Origin of the sequence: Variovorax sp. 679 (assembly GCF_003952185.1) — a bacterium.
GTDB lineage: Bacteria > Pseudomonadota > Gammaproteobacteria > Burkholderiales > Burkholderiaceae_C > Variovorax.
On sequence record NZ_RXFS01000004.1, the window covers coordinates 97,225 to 113,487 of the forward strand.

Annotated in this window: 15 protein-coding genes; 11 read left to right on the plus strand and 4 right to left on the minus strand. The window is 68.8% G+C overall.

Annotated elements, in window-relative coordinates:
* Positions 1-67 precede the first annotated feature (67 nt).
* From EJO71_RS10925 to EJO71_RS10940, 4 genes are all read right to left on the minus strand, one after another.
* Positions 68-790, minus strand: coding sequence for a response regulator transcription factor (locus EJO71_RS10925; RefSeq protein WP_125948739.1), 723 nt, complete (start codon positions 788-790; stop codon positions 68-70).
* A 117-nt stretch (positions 791-907) separates the two neighbouring features.
* A complete protein-coding gene (locus EJO71_RS10930) occupies positions 908-1,765 on the minus strand; it encodes a beta-ketoacyl synthase chain length factor (protein ID WP_240651360.1) in 858 nt (285 codons plus the stop codon).
* Between the two features lie 5 nt (positions 1,766-1,770).
* Positions 1,771-2,973 carry a beta-ketoacyl-[acyl-carrier-protein] synthase family protein gene (locus EJO71_RS10935; RefSeq protein WP_125948741.1) on the minus strand — a complete coding sequence of 401 codons (1,203 nt, stop codon included), beginning with the start codon at positions 2,971-2,973 and terminating at the stop codon, positions 1,771-1,773.
* A gap of 142 nt (positions 2,974-3,115) precedes the next feature.
* Positions 3,116-4,492 carry an MFS transporter gene (locus EJO71_RS10940; protein ID WP_240651361.1) on the minus strand — a complete coding sequence of 459 codons (1,377 nt, stop codon included), beginning with the start codon at positions 4,490-4,492 and terminating at the stop codon, positions 3,116-3,118.
* Between the two features lie 77 nt (positions 4,493-4,569).
* Between EJO71_RS10940 and EJO71_RS10945 the strand changes: the two genes are divergently transcribed.
* The 11 genes from EJO71_RS10945 to EJO71_RS11005 all read left to right on the plus strand — a co-directional run bounded on the left by EJO71_RS10945 (position 4,570) and on the right by EJO71_RS11005 (position 16,035).
* A complete protein-coding gene (locus tag EJO71_RS10945; protein ID WP_125948743.1) occupies positions 4,570-5,430 on the plus strand; it encodes a M48 family metallopeptidase in 861 nt (286 codons plus the stop codon).
* Positions 5,431-5,630: 200 nt separating this feature from the next.
* Positions 5,631-7,370: an allophanate hydrolase gene (gene atzF, locus EJO71_RS10955; RefSeq protein ID WP_125948744.1), complete on the plus strand. Its 1,740-nt coding sequence runs from the start codon at positions 5,631-5,633 to the stop codon at positions 7,368-7,370.
* A gap of 12 nt (positions 7,371-7,382) precedes the next feature.
* Positions 7,383-8,387, plus strand: coding sequence for an ABC transporter substrate-binding protein (locus EJO71_RS10960; RefSeq protein ID WP_125948745.1), 1,005 nt, complete (start codon positions 7,383-7,385; stop codon positions 8,385-8,387).
* 5 nt (positions 8,388-8,392) lie between these two features.
* A complete protein-coding gene (locus EJO71_RS10965; protein ID WP_125948746.1) occupies positions 8,393-9,220 on the plus strand; it encodes an ABC transporter permease in 828 nt (275 codons plus the stop codon).
* The gene (locus tag EJO71_RS10970; RefSeq protein WP_125948747.1) at positions 9,217-10,050 is read left to right on the plus strand and encodes an ABC transporter ATP-binding protein; all 834 of its coding nucleotides are present in this window, start codon (positions 9,217-9,219) and stop codon (positions 10,048-10,050) included. Before EJO71_RS10965 ends, EJO71_RS10970 begins: the two co-directional genes overlap by 4 nt.
* 117 nt (positions 10,051-10,167) lie before the next feature.
* Entirely contained in the window at positions 10,168-10,548 is a 381-nt protein-coding gene (hpxZ, locus tag EJO71_RS10980) for an oxalurate catabolism protein HpxZ (protein ID WP_125948748.1), read from the plus strand.
* Between the two features lie 53 nt (positions 10,549-10,601).
* Positions 10,602-11,726, plus strand: a complete 1,125-nt coding sequence (locus EJO71_RS10985) for a BMP family ABC transporter substrate-binding protein (RefSeq protein ID WP_125948749.1) — start codon at positions 10,602-10,604, stop codon at positions 11,724-11,726.
* A 31-nt stretch (positions 11,727-11,757) separates the two neighbouring features.
* A complete protein-coding gene (locus EJO71_RS10990; RefSeq protein WP_125948750.1) occupies positions 11,758-12,819 on the plus strand; it encodes an ABC transporter permease in 1,062 nt (353 codons plus the stop codon).
* Entirely contained in the window at positions 12,816-13,739 is a 924-nt protein-coding gene (locus EJO71_RS10995; protein ID WP_125948751.1) for an ABC transporter permease, read from the plus strand. Before EJO71_RS10990 ends, EJO71_RS10995 begins: the two co-directional genes overlap by 4 nt.
* A gap of 5 nt (positions 13,740-13,744) precedes the next feature.
* Positions 13,745-14,437 (plus strand): isochorismatase family cysteine hydrolase, encoded by a 693-nt coding sequence (locus EJO71_RS11000; RefSeq protein ID WP_125948752.1) that lies wholly within the window; start codon positions 13,745-13,747, stop codon positions 14,435-14,437.
* Between the two features lie 5 nt (positions 14,438-14,442).
* Positions 14,443-16,035, plus strand: a complete 1,593-nt coding sequence (locus EJO71_RS11005; protein ID WP_125948753.1) for an ABC transporter ATP-binding protein — start codon at positions 14,443-14,445, stop codon at positions 16,033-16,035.
* The last annotated feature ends 228 nt before the right edge of the window (positions 16,036-16,263 follow it).

A 16,263-nucleotide genomic window follows, 5' to 3' on the forward strand; every position in this document is an offset into this window, starting at 1 on the left:
GCCTCCCCCTCGGGGGGTGGCGAATTACACGGAGCGAAGCGAGTGAAAAGCCGGGGGGCAGACATTTCTAGTCCTGTTGCTTGGCGAACACGTAGCCCACGCCGCGCACCGTGAGGATGCGCTTCGGATTCTTCGCGTCGACCTCGATGGCGGCGCGGATGCGGCCCATGTGCACGTCGATGGAGCGGTCGAAGGCTTCGAGCTCGCGGCCGCGCACGGCTTCCATGATCTGGTCGCGCGTGAGCACGCGGCCCGCGCGCTCGGCCATCGCCGTCAGCAGGTCGAACTGGTAGGAGGTGAGGTCGGCCAGCGTGCCGGCCACCGACACGGTGCGCGCGTTGCGGTCGATCTCCAGTGTGCCGAAGCGCATCACCGACGAAGCCTCGGTCTCGGTGGCGTTCTCGGAGCGGCGACGCAGCACGGCGCGGATGCGCGCCAGCAGCTCGCGCGGCTCGAAGGGCTTGGGCAGGTAGTCGTCGGCGCCGATCTCCAGGCCGATGATGCGATCCATCGGGTCGCCCTTGGCCGTGAGCATCAGCACCGACACCTTCGACAGCGGGCCGGGCAGCGCGCGGATGCGGCGGCAGATTTCAAGCCCGTCGGTGTCGGGCAGCATCAGGTCGAGGATCACCAGGTCGGGCGCGTGCTGCTGCAGCTGCTCGAGCCCGGCGGTGCCGTCGCCGGCATGGTTGAACGCGAAGCCCGACTGCGTCAGGTATTCGCCCACCATCTGCGCCAGGCGGGCGTCGTCTTCGATCATCAGGAGTTGGGGGGTGCTCATGCGCTTCATGGTCGTCCACCGGGAGCAAGAGGGCTTGAACGCTCCGTAAAGTTGGGTAAACCTCGACAACCCCTGTCAACCTGCGCTGCTGCGAAAAGCATAGCGCCGGTTCCAGCGGTCGCGGGCTCAGCCCCGCGCGTGCGGCCGCAACTGCAGCCGCAGCGACAGGGAAGCGGAAAGCGGCAGGTCGACAGGCGTGCCCGCGCCGTCGACATTGCCGTCATCGAGATGTGCCAGCGATTCGAACAGCCCCAGCGAAGCGGCCATGGGGTTGATCTCGGCCAGTGACTTCGCGGCCTCCGAGCGCGGCAGGGAGGCCGCGGGAGCCGCGCCGCTTTCCTCGCTGGCCAGCGACCAGTCGAGCGCTGCCACGGTGCGCTCGGTGGGTTCGCTGGCGATCACCAGCGCCACCGCGAGCAGGCCGCGGCTGTCGGTGACCGAGGTCAGCGCGCCGACCGTGGGCGCGTCGTAGCCCACCAGCAGCACCGGCTCCTGGTCGCAGGCGCACTGCACTGCCGCCTCCAGCAGGCCCGACGCGAAGCTGTGCTCATAGGCCGAGACCGCATTGCTGGCCGCCATGCAGCCGGTGCCGATGGTCCAGTAGCCCACGGCCGCGTTGTGCACCGAGTTGTGGAACTTGGTGGGCGACAGCCCCTTCGGATCGCTCGCGAGCGTGCTGCACATGTAGTCGTTGATCGACAGGTCGCCGTGCGCCGACGTGAACACGCAGGGCACGTCGGCCGCGTTGCGGCCCGAGCCGGCGAGGGCGGCCGCGGCCACCTCGAGTGCCAGCGCCACGGTGTCGGGCGCGCGGCGGCGCTCGGCGGGCGCCAGCACCTGCGGCGACGGGCGCTTCGCGGGCGGATCGGCCAGCGTGCCTTCGCCGCGGAAGGCGGCGCGCGCGGCTTCCCAGCCGGGCAGCGTGGGCGTCCAGAAGGCCGGGCCTTCGATGTAGAGAGTAGGGCGTGCGGAGGCTTGGCTCATGTCGTTCATGCCGCCTTGCCAAAAACCAGCGAGCAGTTGTTGCCGCCGAAGCCGAACGAATTGCTCAGCGCATAGCGCACTTCGCCATGCGCCGGCTCCAGCTTGATCTGCGGGCCGAAGCCTTCGTCCAGCGTGTGGGTGTTGACGGTGCCCGGCATCAGGCCGCGCTCGATGGCCAGCAGGCTGATGACGGCCTCGACGATGCCCGCCGCGCCCAGCGTGTGGCCCATGAAGCCCTTGGTCGAGCTGGCGTGCGTGCGTGCCGGGAAGCGGCGCGCCACCAGCGCGCCCTCGACCTCGTCGTTCTTCTGGCTCGCGGTGCCGTGCATGTTGATGTAGTCGATGGCATCGGGCGCGAGGCCTGCGCGCGCCAGCGCCTCGTCGAGCGCGCGCTCGGCGCCCAGGCCTTCGGGGTGCGGCGTCGACATGTGGTGCGCGTCGCTGGCCTCGCCGTAGCCCAACAGGTGCAGCGGCGCGGCGTCGGCGCCGGTCTGCACGCGCTCGACCAGCGCGAAGCCCGCTGCCTCGCCGAGGCTGATGCCCTTGCGGGCTGCGTCGAAGGGCCGGCAGGGTTCGCTGGACACCAGTTCGAGCGAGTTGAAGCCGAACAGCACGCTGCCGCACAGCGTGTCGGCCCCGCCGACCACGGCCGCGTCGGCCAGGCCCAGGCGGATCAGCCGCTCGGCCGAGGCGAACACCTTGGCGCTCGACGAGCAGGCGGTGGAAATGGTCTCGCTGGGGCCGCTGATGCCCAGCAGCTGCTGCGTGAACATGGCCAGCGAATGCGGCGTGTGCACCGCGGCGCGGCGCTGCCCGGGCGGGAACATGCCCTGCGCGTCGAGCTGGGTGTAGGCCAGCTCGGTCTCGCCGATGCTGGCGGTCGAGGTGCCCAGGATCAGCGCGATGCGCGAGGCGCCGTACTTCTCGCGCGCCGCGGCTACGGCCTCGATGAAGCCGTCGGCCTGCAGGCCCATCCAGGCGAGCCGGTTGTTGCGGCAGTCCCATTGCGCGAGCGATTCGGGCAGGCGGATCTCCTCGAGCCCGTCGACGCGGCCGATCCAGGTGGGCAGCGGTGCGTCGCCGAAGTCGTTGGCGCGCAGCCCGCTGCGCGATTGCGCGAGCGCGTCGGCCAGCACGTCTTTGCCGACGCCGACGGCCGAGGTGGCCGTGTAGGCACTTATTTGTAGAGGAGAGATTCGGGACGGCACGGTCTTGAAGGGCTTGCTGGCTGAAGGGCGCGCGGAAGGCGCGCGCAGGGAAGATGAACGTAAGGAAACGAATGTATACCGGGCACAGCCTAACAGTTGCGCGGGGCGCGCGGCGTCGGCCGTTTCCTATAAGGCCCAGGCCCTATTGACGGCCCTGGGGGCTTGTGGTCGCTGTCAGCCGCATGGCCAGCGCTACCAGCACCAGCACCGGAACGCCCAGCAGCGCGGTGCCGATGAAGAAGGTGCTGTAGCCGTAGGCATCGACGAAGGCGCCCGAGTAGCCGGCAATGAACTTGGGCAGCAGCAGCATCAGCGAGCTGAACAGCGCGTACTGCGTGGCCGAGTAGCTGATGTTCGTGAGGCTCGACAGGTAGGCGATGAAGGCCGCCGAGGCGATGCCACCGGCGAGGTTGTCGGCGGAGACCACGGCGATCAGGGCCGTGAGGTCGTGCCCGCGCGAGGCCAGCCAGGCGAACAGCAGGTTGCTGGCGGCGCTGAGCACCGCGCCGAGCATCAGCACGCGCATCACGCCGAGGCGCATCGACAGCACGCCGCCGACGAAGGCGCCCGCGAGCGTCATGATCACGCCGTAGATCTTGCTGACCGTGGCCACCTGGTCCTTGGTGAAGCCCATGTCCACGTAGAAGGGGTTGGCCATGATGCCCATCACCACGTCGCTGATGCGATAGATGGCGATCAGCGAGAGGATCAGCACCGCCTGCCACCTGTAGCGGCGGATGAAGTCGGCGAAGGGCTCGATCAGCACGCTGCGCAGCCATTCGGCGGCGTTCCTCGCCCTGGGCAGGGCGCGCGGAACCGGCTCGGGCGACATCAGCACCGTGACCACGCCCACCGCCATCGAGGCAGCCATGACAAGGTAGGCGGTTTTCCAGGCGCTGTTCTGGTAGGCGGCCGCGCCCGTGGCCACTGCCGAGGCCGCCGCCGGCGCCACCTCGGCCCAGGCCGCGACCCACAGCACGCCCGCGCCGGCCCAGATCATCGCGAGCCGGTAGCCGGTCTGGTAGGCGGCCGCCAGCGCGGCCTGCTTGCGCGTCTCGGCCGATTCGATGCGGAAGGCATCGAGCGCGATGTCCTGCGTGGCCGAGCCGAAGGCCACCAGCAGCGCGCACCAGACCAGCGGCGTGAGCCCGTTGCGCGGATCGTTGACAGCCATGCCGACCAGCCCGGCGACGACCATGCACTGCGCCAGCAGCAGCCAGCCGCGCCGGCGCCCCAGCAGCGTGGTCAGCGGCGGCAGCGGCAGCCGGTCGACCAGCGGCGCCCAGACCCACTTGAAGCCGTAGGCCAGCCCGACCCAGCTCAGGTAGCCGATGGTGGTGCGGTCGATGCCCGCTTCGCGCAGCCGGAAGCTCAGGGTGCCCAGCACCAGCAGCAGCGGCAGTCCGGCCGAGAAGCCCAGCGCCAGCATGCGCAGGGTGGCGGGCTCCAGGTAGACCTTCAGCGCGTCGCGCCAGGGCGGTGAGGGGGGCGTGGGGGTTTCTGCGGGCGAGGCGGACATGTGCCCCGGATTGTCCATGAGCGAAGCCCCGGGCTTCCCGCCTTCTTGTCTTCATTTGTTCCTATCATCCCGCTCCTATGTGCACACGATGCGAACGCCCCGTTTCCGACCTCCCGGTCATTTCCGCTGCCTCGGCCTGGAATCCCCGGCGGGCCTTCCTGCTGGCCGCCGCCGGCGCGGTCCTCGCGAAGCCGGCCCTGGCGCAGGTCGACGTGGGCAAGCCCTCGGTGGCGCGCAACATCGTGTCCGTCGAACAGGTCGAGACGGCCGGCGTGCAGCAGTACGGCCAGCTGCTCGAGCAGGCGCGCGCCAAGGGCGCGCTGGCGGGCGAGAGCAATCCGCAGCTGCAGCGCCTGCGCGCCATCGCCAAGCGCCTCATTCCTTTCGCCACGCCGTGGAACGCGCGCGCCCGCGACTGGAAGTGGGAGGTCAACCTGATCGGCAGCAAGCAGATCAACGCCTTCTGCATGCCCGGCGGCAAGATCGCCTTCTTCACCGGCATCCTCGACCAGTTGAAGCTCACCGACGACGAGGTCGCGATGGTGATGGGCCACGAGATGGCCCACGCGCTGCGCGAGCATGCGCGCGCCCGCATGGCCAAGAGCGCGGGCACCGGCGCGGCGCTTTCCATCGGCGCGCAGCTGCTCGGATGGGGGCAGGTGGGCGACCTGGCGGCGCGCGCCGGCACGCAGCTCATCACGCTCAAGTTCAGCCGCGGCGACGAGTCCGAGGCCGACCTTGTGGGGCTCGAACTCGCGGCGCGCGCGGGCTACGACCCGAAAGCGTCGGTTTCGCTGTGGCAGAAGATGGCCGCGGCATCGAAGAGCCAGGGCGGGCTGAACTTCCTCTCGACGCACCCCAGTGGGCCGGACCGCATCGCCAAGCTCGAGGCGAACCTGCCGAAGGTCGAGAAGCTCTACCGCGAAGCAAGGAAGTAGCTCACCCCCAGGCTTCGCGCACTTCATGTCGCTACGCCCACCCCCTTGCAGGGGGCAACACCAGCGGCCCGGCAAAGCCGGTTCCGCGGTGTTTCACAAAAGAGTTTCCCCTGACTGACACGTACTGAGCGACCTGCACCACGCAGGCAATCGCTGGCATGCTGCTTGCATCTCAACTTGTACACATGTTTGGATGCCTAATGATGGTGCACGAAGAAATCGGAGAAAGCGGATCGCCCGCTGCCGCCTGGATCGCGAAATTCGCGGCGCCCGTGGTGGAAGCAACGGCTGGAAAGTCCCTGGGTTTCGCCTTGCCGCTCGCCGGGCTGAGCTTCGCGGTCAAGGACAACATCGACGTGGCCGGCGTGCCCACCACGGCAGCCTGTCCGGCCTTCGACCGCCTGCCGTCGGCTCATGCAGCCGTGGTGCGGCGCCTGCTCGAAGCCGGTGCATCGCTGGCCGGCAAGACCAACCTCGACCAGTTCGCCTGCGGCCTGAACGGCACCCGCTCGCCGTACGGCGAGGTACCCAACGCATTCGATGCGCGCTACGTTTCGGGTGGCTCCAGCTCGGGCTCGGCCTACGTGGTCGCCGCCGGCGAGGTCGACTTCGCCCTGGGCACCGACACCGCCGGCTCGGGCCGCGTGCCGGCCGGGCTCAACAACATCGTCGGCCTCAAGCCCTCGCGCGGCCTGCTGAGCACCTTCGGCGTGGTGCCCGCGGCGCAGAGCGCCGACTGCGTTTCCATCTTCGCGCGCACAGTCGCCACCGCGGTCGACGTGCTGCTCGCCACCGCCGGCCACGACGCACGCGACCCGTACTCGCGTGACCTGGCCCTGCGCCGCGAACCGCTGCCTGCGCGCTTCCGCTTCGGCGTGCCCGACAGGCTGAGCTTCTTCGGCGACGCCGCCGCCGAGCGTGCGTTCAACGAAGCGACCGCGCGGCTGCTGGCCATGGGCGGCTCGCCCGTCACCATCGCCTACGCCCCGCTCGCCGAAGCCGCCGCCATGCTCTATGAAAGCGCGCTGGTCGCCGAACGCTACGCCGCCGTGCGCGAGTTCTTCGACGCGCACGAAGACGAAGTGATCGAACCCGTGCGAGGCATCCTCGCCAGCGGCCGCAAGTACGACGCCGCCGACGTGTTCGAGGCACAGACGCAGCTGCGCGCCATCGCGCAGAAGGTCGAGCCGATGTGGCGCGACATCGACGTGCTGCTGGTGCCTACCGCGCTCACGCACTACACCCGCGAGCAGATGCGCGCCGACCCCGTCGTGCTCAACCGCAACCTCGGCGCGTACACCAACTTCGTCAATCTGCTCGACTACGCCGCGCTCTCGGTGCCCAGCAGCCTGCGCGCGGACGGCCTGCCCTTCGGCATCACGCTGATCGGCCCCTGCGGCAGCGATCTCGCCCTGGCGGATCTGGGGCAGCGCTACCACCACGCCACGGGACTCGCGCAGGGCGCGACCGGTGTGCCGCTGCCGCCGCCGCGCGCCATCCCGGGGCTCGTCGAACCAGGCACGGGCACGCTTCCCATCGCCGTCGTCGGTGCGCACCTCTCGGGCATGCCGCTCAACGGCCAGCTCACCGAGCGCGGCGCAACGCTGCTGCGCGCCACCACGACTTCGCCCTTCTATCGCCTCCATGCACTGCCGGGCACGGTGCCGCCCAAGCCCGGGCTGCGGCGCGTGGCCGCCGGCAGCGACGAAGGCGGCGCGGCCGTCGCGCTCGAGGTGTGGGCCGTGCCGATCGCGCAGGTCGGCAGCTTCCTTGCGCTCATTCCGGCGCCGCTGGGCCTCGGCAGCGTCGAGCTGGCCGACGGCAGCTGGGTGAAGGGCTTCATCTGCGAAGGCCATGCGCTGGCCGGCGCGCAGGACGTGACACACCACGGCGGCTGGCGCGCGTACGTCGCGAGCCGCGCCACCCCGAGTTCCAACTGATCAGGAGTTCCGATGAGCACCCAAGAGAAACCTCCCGCATCGCGTCGCCGCCAGCTGCTGCAGGCCGGTGCTGCAGGCCTGGCCGTGCTGGCCGCGCCCGCCATCGTGCGTGCGCAGGGCGCGGCGGCCAAGCTGCGCATCGGCTTCTGGCCCGTGGCCGCCGGCCTGCCGTTCTTCGCGGCGGTCGACAAGGGCTACTTCAAGGAGGCCGGCCTCGACGTCGAACCGCTCAAGTTCGCCGGCGCGCAGCAGGTGATGGAAGGCATGCTCGCGGGCCGCTGCGACGGCAGCGCCAACGGCACCGGCTCGGCCAACCTCGCCATCGGCGAGATCGCGCAGCCAGGCCTGTTCAAGATCTTCTGCACCAACCCGAGCAACGCGAAATACGTGCTCGACGAATTCATCGTCGCCAAGGACAGCCCCATCAAGAGCATGGCCGAACTGGCCGGCAAGAAGGTCGCCTCGGGCCCCGGCATCCAGAACGTCACGCTGTGCAAGACCATGCTGGAGCGCGCTGGCGCCAAGGGTGCGACCGTGAGCGAGCTGCCCATTGGCCAGCACGTGGCCGCATTGGTCGCGGGCCAGGTCGACGCCTGCTACACGCTGGAGCCCACCGGCACCGTGGGCCGCATGAACGGCACCACGCGCGTCGTCGAGGCCGGCGTGGTCGCGAAGTACATCCTCGGCGACCCGATGGCGCCGTGGCACGGCGGCGCGGCGAGCCTCACCAGCGAGTTCATCAAGAAGAACCCCGAGGTCGCGAAGAAGTACATCGCCGCCTACGCGCGCGGCGTGGATCTGGTGCGCGGCAAGCCCGACGAGGCGCGCCAGTTCATGAAGGGCTATACCGCCATCGAAGGCAAGCTCACGGCCGAGGTGCCGCTTGCGTCGTACATGCTCTACAACGAGTTCAAGCCCAGCGACGTCGCGTACTTCCAGAAGTTCTACGACCTGTTCACCGAGAAAGGCATCTTCGAGAAGAAGGTCGCGGTGGACGGCCTGCTCTACAAAGGCTGACGACCATGGCCGAAGCAAGCACGACCACGGCCGCGCCGTGGACCCCGCCGGCAAGTGCGGCCACCGCGGCACCGAAGCCGCCGCTGCGCGACCGCATGCTGCCCTTCATCGGCCCGGTGGTGCTGTTCATCGTGTGGGACCTGGTGGTGCGGCTGGGCTTCATCAAGCCGATCCTGCTGCCCACGCCCGCCGACACCATCGCCGCGCTCATCACCGGCCTGGCCGGCGGCCCGCTGCTCACCGACTTCGCCATGACCGTGTGGCGCACTGTGCAGGCCTTCGTCATCGCGGCGGTCGTCGGTGTGCCGCTGGGCGTGCTGCTCGGCAGCAACGAGAAGGCCTACCGCAGCGTGGAGTTCCTGATCGACTTCTTCCGCTCCACGCCGTCGTCGGCGCTCATTCCGCTGTTCCTGCTGATCTTCGGCGTGAGCGACGTCAACAAGGTCGCCATCGCGGCCTTCGGCGCGCTGCTCATCGTGGTGTTCAACAGCGCCTACGGCGTCATCAACGCCCGCAAGCAGCGCGTGATGGCGGCGCGCGTCATGGGCGCCTCGCGCTGGCAGATATTCAAGGATGTGCTGGTGTGGGAAAGCCTGCAGCCCAGCTTCGTGGGCCTGCGTTCGGCGGTGTCGATGGCGCTGGTGATCGTCATCGTGGCCGAGATGTTCATCGGCTCCGACACGGGGCTGGGCCACCGCATCATCGATGCGCAGCAGGTGCTCAACGTGAAGAGCATGTACGCGGCGATCCTCGCAGCAGGTGCGCTGGGCTATGCGCTGAACATCCTCTTCCTCATTGCGGAACGCCGCATCGTGCACTGGAGCGGAAGATGAAAGTCACGCAGGACATCGTCATCAACGGCCCGGTGTACGCCGACGTTCCGAAGCCGGCCTTCAGGCCCGGCCCGGCAGGCACGCACATCACGATCCGGGGGCTCACCAAGTACTTCGCGGGCTGGCCGCTGTACGAGAACTTCGACCTCGACATCCCGAAGCACGCGATCGTCTCGGTGTTCGGTCCCAACGGCTGCGGCAAGTCCACGCTCATCAACATGATCGCGGGGCTGATTCCCATCGACTCGGGCGAGATCCTGTTCGACGGCAAGCAGCGCAAGGACACCAAGATCGGCTACGTGTTCCAGAACTACCGCGAGGCGATGTTCCCGTGGATGCGCACCATCGACAACATCGCGTATCCGCTGAAGCTCGAAGGGCGCAGCAAGGCCGAGGTCGACCGGCGCATGGAAGAGCTGGTGGCGTCCTTCGACGTGAAGTTCGACCTGAAACGCTTTCCTTACGAGCTCTCTGGCGGCCAGCAGCAGACCGCGTCGATCATGCGCGCGCTCGCGCCCAACCCCGAGGTGCTGTTTCTCGACGAGCCCTTCTCGGCGCTCGACTTCGAGATGACCCTCTTCATCCGCGAGAAGCTGCAGGAGGTGTTCATGCAGACCGGCACCACCATGCTGCTGGTGTCGCACGACCTCGAAGAAGCGGTGTACCTCGCCGACGAGGTGCTGCTGCTGACCAAGCGGCCCACCAAGGTCGCCGAGATATTGCGCTACGGCGATGCGCGCCCGCGCACTGTCGAGACGCTGAGCACCGAGAGCTTCGTCGCCATGAAGAAGCTCAGCCTCGACATCTTCCAGCGCGAGGTCCGCCGGTAGCATGGAAACCACCCCCAGTCTTCGCGCACTTCGTGTCGCTTCGCCAACCCCCTCGCCGGGGGCAATACCAGCGGCCCGGCAAAGCCGGTTCCGCGGTATTTCCGGATGGGACGTGTCATGACGCATGAGATCAACATCCCCGAGGTGCTCGCCGAAGTGCAGGCCGTGTTCGCGCGCTACGAGGCGGCGCTGGTCGGCAACGACCGCGCCACGCTCGACGAGCTCTTCTGGAACAGCCCGCACACGCTGCGCTACGGCTTCTCCGAGAACCACTACGGCCACGCCGACATCGCCGCCTTCCGCGCCTCGCTGCCCTTGCAGAGCCCGCCGCGCGAGCTGCTGCGCACCGTCATCACCACCTACGGCCGCGACTTCGCGACCGCGAACGTCGAGTTTCGCCGCGAAGGCAGCCGCCAGACCGGCCGCCAGAGCCAGACCTGGATGCGCACGGCCGAAGGCTGGCGCGTCGTCGCGGCCCACGTGAGCCTGCTCGGCTGAGCCCTCGGAAGGGCACGTTTTTTGCACCTCAACCTGTAACGGAGAAGAAAGCCATGACCAGCCATTTCAATCGCCGCGATTCGCTCAAGACCCTTGCCGCGTTGGGCGCGGCCGGCAGCCTCGGGAGCTGGAGCTCGCTTGCCAGCGCACAGGCCAAGCCCAAGCCGCTCACCGTCGGCGTGATCTACGTCGGCGCGCGCGACGACTACGGCTACAACCAGGCGCACGCCATGGCCGCCGCCGAGATCAAGAAGCTGCCCGGCGTGAAGGTGGTGGAAGAAGAGAACGTGCCCGAGACCGCCGCCGTGCAGAAGACCATGGCCGGCATGATCTCGCAGGACGGCGCGGGGCTGCTCTTTCCCACCTCGTTCGGCTACTTCGATCCGCACATCCTGGCGGTCGCGCCCAAGAACCCCGACGTGCGCTTCTCGCACTGCGGCGGCCTCTGGACCGAGGGCAAGCACCCGAAGAACGTCGGCAGCTTCTTCGGCTACATCGACGAGTGCCAGTACCTCAACGGCGTGATCGCCGCGCACATGACGAAGAGCAACAAGATCGCCTTCGTCGCCGCCAAGCCCATTCCGCAGGTGCTGCGCAACATCAACGCATTCACGCTCGGCGCGCGCTCGGTCAAGCCGAACATCACCTGCAGCGTGATCTTCACGGGCGACTGGTCGATGGCGGTGAAGGAAGCCGAGGCCACCAACAGCCTGGCCGACCAGGGTTGCGACGTGTTCACCATGCACGTGGACGGCCCCAAGGTTGTAGTCGAGACGGCAGCCAAGCGCGGCAAGATGGTCTGCGGCTACCACGCGAGCCAGGCCAAGCTGGCGCCGAACGCCTACCTCACCGGCGCGGAGTGGAACTGGCTCACCGCCTACAAGACAGTCATCGAGGCCGCGCAGACCGGCAAGCCGCACCCCAACTTCCTGCGCGGCGGGCTGAAGGAGGGCTACGTGAAGATGTCGGCCTACGGCTCCATGGTGCCCGACGCCGCGAAGAAGCATGCCGACGAGATCAAGGCGAAGATGATCGCGGGCAGCTTCGACATCTTCAAGGACGGCATCAAGGACAACAAGGGCGCGGTCGTGGTGCCGGCGGGCAAGGTGCTGAAGCAGACCGACCTCGAGCTCGAGAAGATGAACTACCTGGTCGAAGGCGTCGTGGGTCAGGTCTGAGCCGCACGAAGAGCATCGACAGATCATCGCCATGCGTCACGCGCTCAAGGAGTTCTCCCTGCCGGTGTTCGCCATCGCGGCGGCGCTGTTGCTGTTCGGGCTGGTGGCCGCCTTCGCCGGCGTCGACGCGGTGGATGTGTGGACCACGCTGTTCAAGGGCGCGTTCGGCGACTGGTTCTCGTGGCAGAACACGCTGCAGCGCGCCGCGCCGCTGATGCTCACCGCGTTGTGCGTGGCATTGCCGGCGCGTGCAGGGCTGATCATCATCGGCGGCGAGGGCTCGCTGGTGCTGGGCGGGCTGGCCTGCGCCGCGCTGGCGCATGCGGTGCCGCTGCCGGGCAACGTCTTCGGCACGGCGATCGTGTGCATCGCGGGCGCCGTTGCCGGCGCGTTGTGGATCATGCTCGCGGGCTGGCTGCGCCAGTACCGGGGCATCAACGAGACCATCAGCAGCCTGCTGCTGGCCTACATCGCCATCGGCATCTTCAAGCATCTGGTCGAAGGGCCGCTGCGCGACCCCGCGAGCCTCAACAAGCCCTCCACCTACGCGCTCAACGACGGGCTGCTGATCGGCGGCATCGGCGGTTCCGACGTGCACTGGGGGCTGGTGGTCGGCGTCGTGGCTTGCCTGGGGCTCGGCTGGTGGCTGCGCGCCACGGCCTCGGGCTTCTCGGTGCGCGTGGTGGGCGGCAATCCACGCACCGCGCAGCTCGTGGGGCTGCCGGCCACGCGGCTCATTCTTTCGGCCTGCGGGCTCGGCGGCGCATGCGCCGGGCTGGCGGGCGCCATCGAGGTGGCGGCGGTGCACACCAATGCGAACGCCTCGCTGATCGCGGGCTATGGCTACGCGGGCATCCTGGTGTCGTTCATCGCGCGGCACAACCCGGTGGCCATCGTGCCGGTGGCGATCCTGTTCGGTGGCTTCGGCGCGGCGGGCAGCCTGTTGCAGCGGCGGCTGGGCCTGCCCGATGCGTCGGTGCTGGTGCTGCAGGGCATCGCCTTCGTGCTGATCCTCGCGAGCGAGGGGCTGCGCACGGTCGACTGGAAGAAGTTCGGTGACCGCATGCTGCCCGAAGCCAGGAGCTACACATGACGGCCGACCAGTGGATCGCGCTGCTCGCCGGCATCGTCGGCGGTGCGCTGCGCGTGGGCGCGCCGTTTCTCTTCGTGAGCCTGGGCGAGTGCCTCACCGAGAAGTCGGGCCGCATCAACCTCGGGCTCGAAGGCGTGCTGGTGCTGTCGGCCATGGCGGCCTTCGGCGGGGCCTACCTCACCGATTCCGCATGGCTCGGCGTGCTGATCGGCGCGCTGGCCGGCGCCGCGCTCGCGCTGCTGCACGGGCTGCTGTGTTCGCTCGATCGCGTGAACGACGTGGCGACCGGCATCGCGCTGATGCTGCTCGGCACGGGGCTCGCTTTCTACCTGGGCAAGCCGCTCATCCAGCCGCAGGCGCCGCAGATTCCCGCGATTCCGCTGGGCTTCTGGAGCGACAACCCGGTGGTGCGGTCTGCCCTGCAGCTCAATGCGCTGGTGCCTGTCGGCGTGGCGCTAGCGGTGCTGCTGTGGTGGGGCTTCGCTCGCACGCGCGCGGGGCTGCTGGTGCGCATGGCGGGCGATTCGGCGCAGGCCACGCGCGCGCTCGGCTACTCGGTCTCGGGCCTGCGCATCGCGGCCACCACCGCTGGCGGCTTCATTGCCGGGCTGGGCGGCGCATCGCTCACGCTGTTCTATCCGGGCAGCTGGAACGAAGGCATCTCCAGTGGGCAGGGCCTGATCGCGGTGGCGCTGGTGATCTTCGCGCGCTGGAGCCCGCTGCGATGCGTGGGCGCGGCGCTGCTCTTCGGCGGCGCTGGTGCCATCGGGCCGGCGCTGCAGTCCATCGGCATCGGCTGGGGCTACCACCTCTTCAACACCGTGCCTTACGTGCTCACGCTGGTGATCCTGGTGTTCACCTGCAAGCCGGGCAGCGCGGCCGCCGGCAGCCCCGGCGAACTTTCATCGACAAGGAGCTGAATGCCATGACGACAAAGACCGTCGCCGCCGAGCCCTACGCCTGGCCCTACAACGCGAACATGCGCCCCGACAACACCGCGCTCGTCGTCATCGACATGCAGACCGACTTCTGCGGCAAGGGCGGGTATGTCGACGTGATGGGCTACGACCTCTCGCTGGTGCAGGCGCCCATCCAGCCGATCGCGCGCACGCTGGCGGCGCTGCGGCCGCTGGGCTATCACATCATCCATACGCGAGAGGGCCACCGGCCCGACCTGGGCGACCTGCCGGCCAACAAGCGCTGGCGCTCGCGGCAGATCGGCGCGAACGGTGTGGGCATCGGCGACGACGGGCCCTGCGGGCGAATCCTGGTGCGCGGCGAGCCGGGCTGGGAAATCATTCCGGAGCTGGCGCCGCTGCCGGGCGAGGTGGTGATCGACAAGCCCGGCAAGGGCTCGTTCTATGCGACCGACCTGGAGCTGATCCTGCGCACGCGCGGCATCGAGAACATCATCCTCGCGGGCATCACGACGGACGTGTGCGTGCACACCACGATGCGCGACGCCAACGACCGGGGCTTCGAGTGCCTGCTGCTGTCGGACTGCACGGCCGCCACGGACTACGGCAACCACCTCGCCGCGCTGAAGATGATCACGATGCAGGGCGGCGTGTTCGGCGCGCACGCCACCTCGCAGGCGCTGCTGGCTGCGCTGGACTGACTGCGATGGGCCTCGCTGTCTCTCCCCACTCCATTGGCGGCCTGCCCGCGGGCACGGGCGCACTCGCGCTCGACACCTACGAACTCACCAAGCGCTTCGGCGACTTCACCGCGATGGACCGCGTGACGATGCGCGTCGAGCCCGGAACGGTGCATGCACTGCTCGGCGAGAACGGCGCGGGAAAGAGCACGCTGGTGAAGTGCGTGGCCGGGTTCCAGCGCGCCGAAGAGGGCAGCATCCTGATCGATGGGCGCGAGCAGGACATCGCCAACCCGATCGTGGCGCGCGCGCTGGGCATCGGCATGGTCTACCAGCACTTCACGCTGGCACCGGGCATGACGGTGGCGGAAAACCTGCTGCTCGCAGGCGGCAAGACGCCCGCGCTGATCGACTGGAAGAGAAAGCGCTCGGAGCTGGAGGCGTTCCTGGCGACCACGCCGTTCAGCCTCGACCTCGACGTGCGGCCTTCGGAGCTTGCGGCGGGCGAGAAGCAGAAGCTCGAACTGCTCAAGCAGCTGTATCTGAAGCCGCGCCTCCTGATCCTCGACGAGCCGACCTCGGTGCTCACGCCGCAGGAGGCCGACGAGGTGCTGGGCCATGTGCGTGAGTTCGCGCGCAGCGGGCTGTGCACGGTGCTCATCATCACGCACAAGTTCCGCGAGGTGATGGAGTACGCGGACAGCGTGACGGTGCTGCGGCGGGGCAAGGCGGTGCATCACTGCCGCGTGGACCAGACCAGTCCGGCGCAGCTGGCGCAGGCCATGATGGGCGGCGAGCAGATCGCTTCGTCGCCCGCGCAGGGGGCGGCCGACAGGAAGCCGGTGGCCGCCGGTGCGCCGGTCGCGCTGGAGGTCGAGGGCCTGAAGGCGCAGGGCGATCGTGGCACGCTGGCGCTGCATGACCTGGGTCTGTCTGTTCGCGCGGGGGAGATCCTCGGCGTGGCTGGTGTTTCCGGCAACGGGCAGCGCGAGCTTGTGGAGGCGCTTGTCGGGCAGCGTCCGCGCCTTGCGGGCAAGGTCACGGTGATGGGGCAGCCCTACGGGGCGCATCGCGCGGAGAACCGCGAGCTCAAGGTCCGCAGCCTTCCCGAGGAGCCGTTGCGCAACGCCTGCGTGGGCGATCTCAGCGTCGCGGAGAACATGGCCTTGCGCGACTTCGACCAGCCGCCGCTGTCGCGCGGTGGCGTGCTGAACTTTCCCCGCTGGCGCAGCCGGGCGCGTGAATGGATCGCCGAGTACGGCGTGAAGACTCGGGGCGAGGGTGCGCCTATCCGCAGCCTCTCGGGCGGCAACGTGCAGCGCGCGGTGCTGGCACGGGAGCTGGCGGGCGACATCAACGTGCTGATCGCGGCGAATCCGGTGTTCGGGCTGGACTTCGCCGCCGTCGCGGAGATCCATTCGCGGATCGTGCAGGTCCGGGAGAAGGGTGGGGCGGTGCTGCTGATCAGCGAAGACCTCGACGAGCTGCTGGAACTGGCAGACCGCATCGTGGTGATGAGCGAGGGGCGGATCGTGTTCGAGACTTCGGCTTCTGGAGCGGAGCGACATGTGATCGGGGCGCACATGGGTGGCGGGCACCAGCTGGAGGCTGCTGCATGAGTGCACTGTTGATCGCTTGGGCAGCGCCCGGCGAGCGGCACGGCCCGGCCGCCCCCACTATGCCGGCCGCTTCGCGGCTCCCCTGCGGTGCTCGCGTTTCGCGGGGTCTCGCAGAACTCGCTTCGCTCAAACAGCTGCGAGCCCTGATCCGCGAAACGCTGCGCTCCTCGGCGGCACAGAGGGGGCGGCCAAGCCGCGCCGCTCGCCGGGCTTTGTCGTGGGGTGATT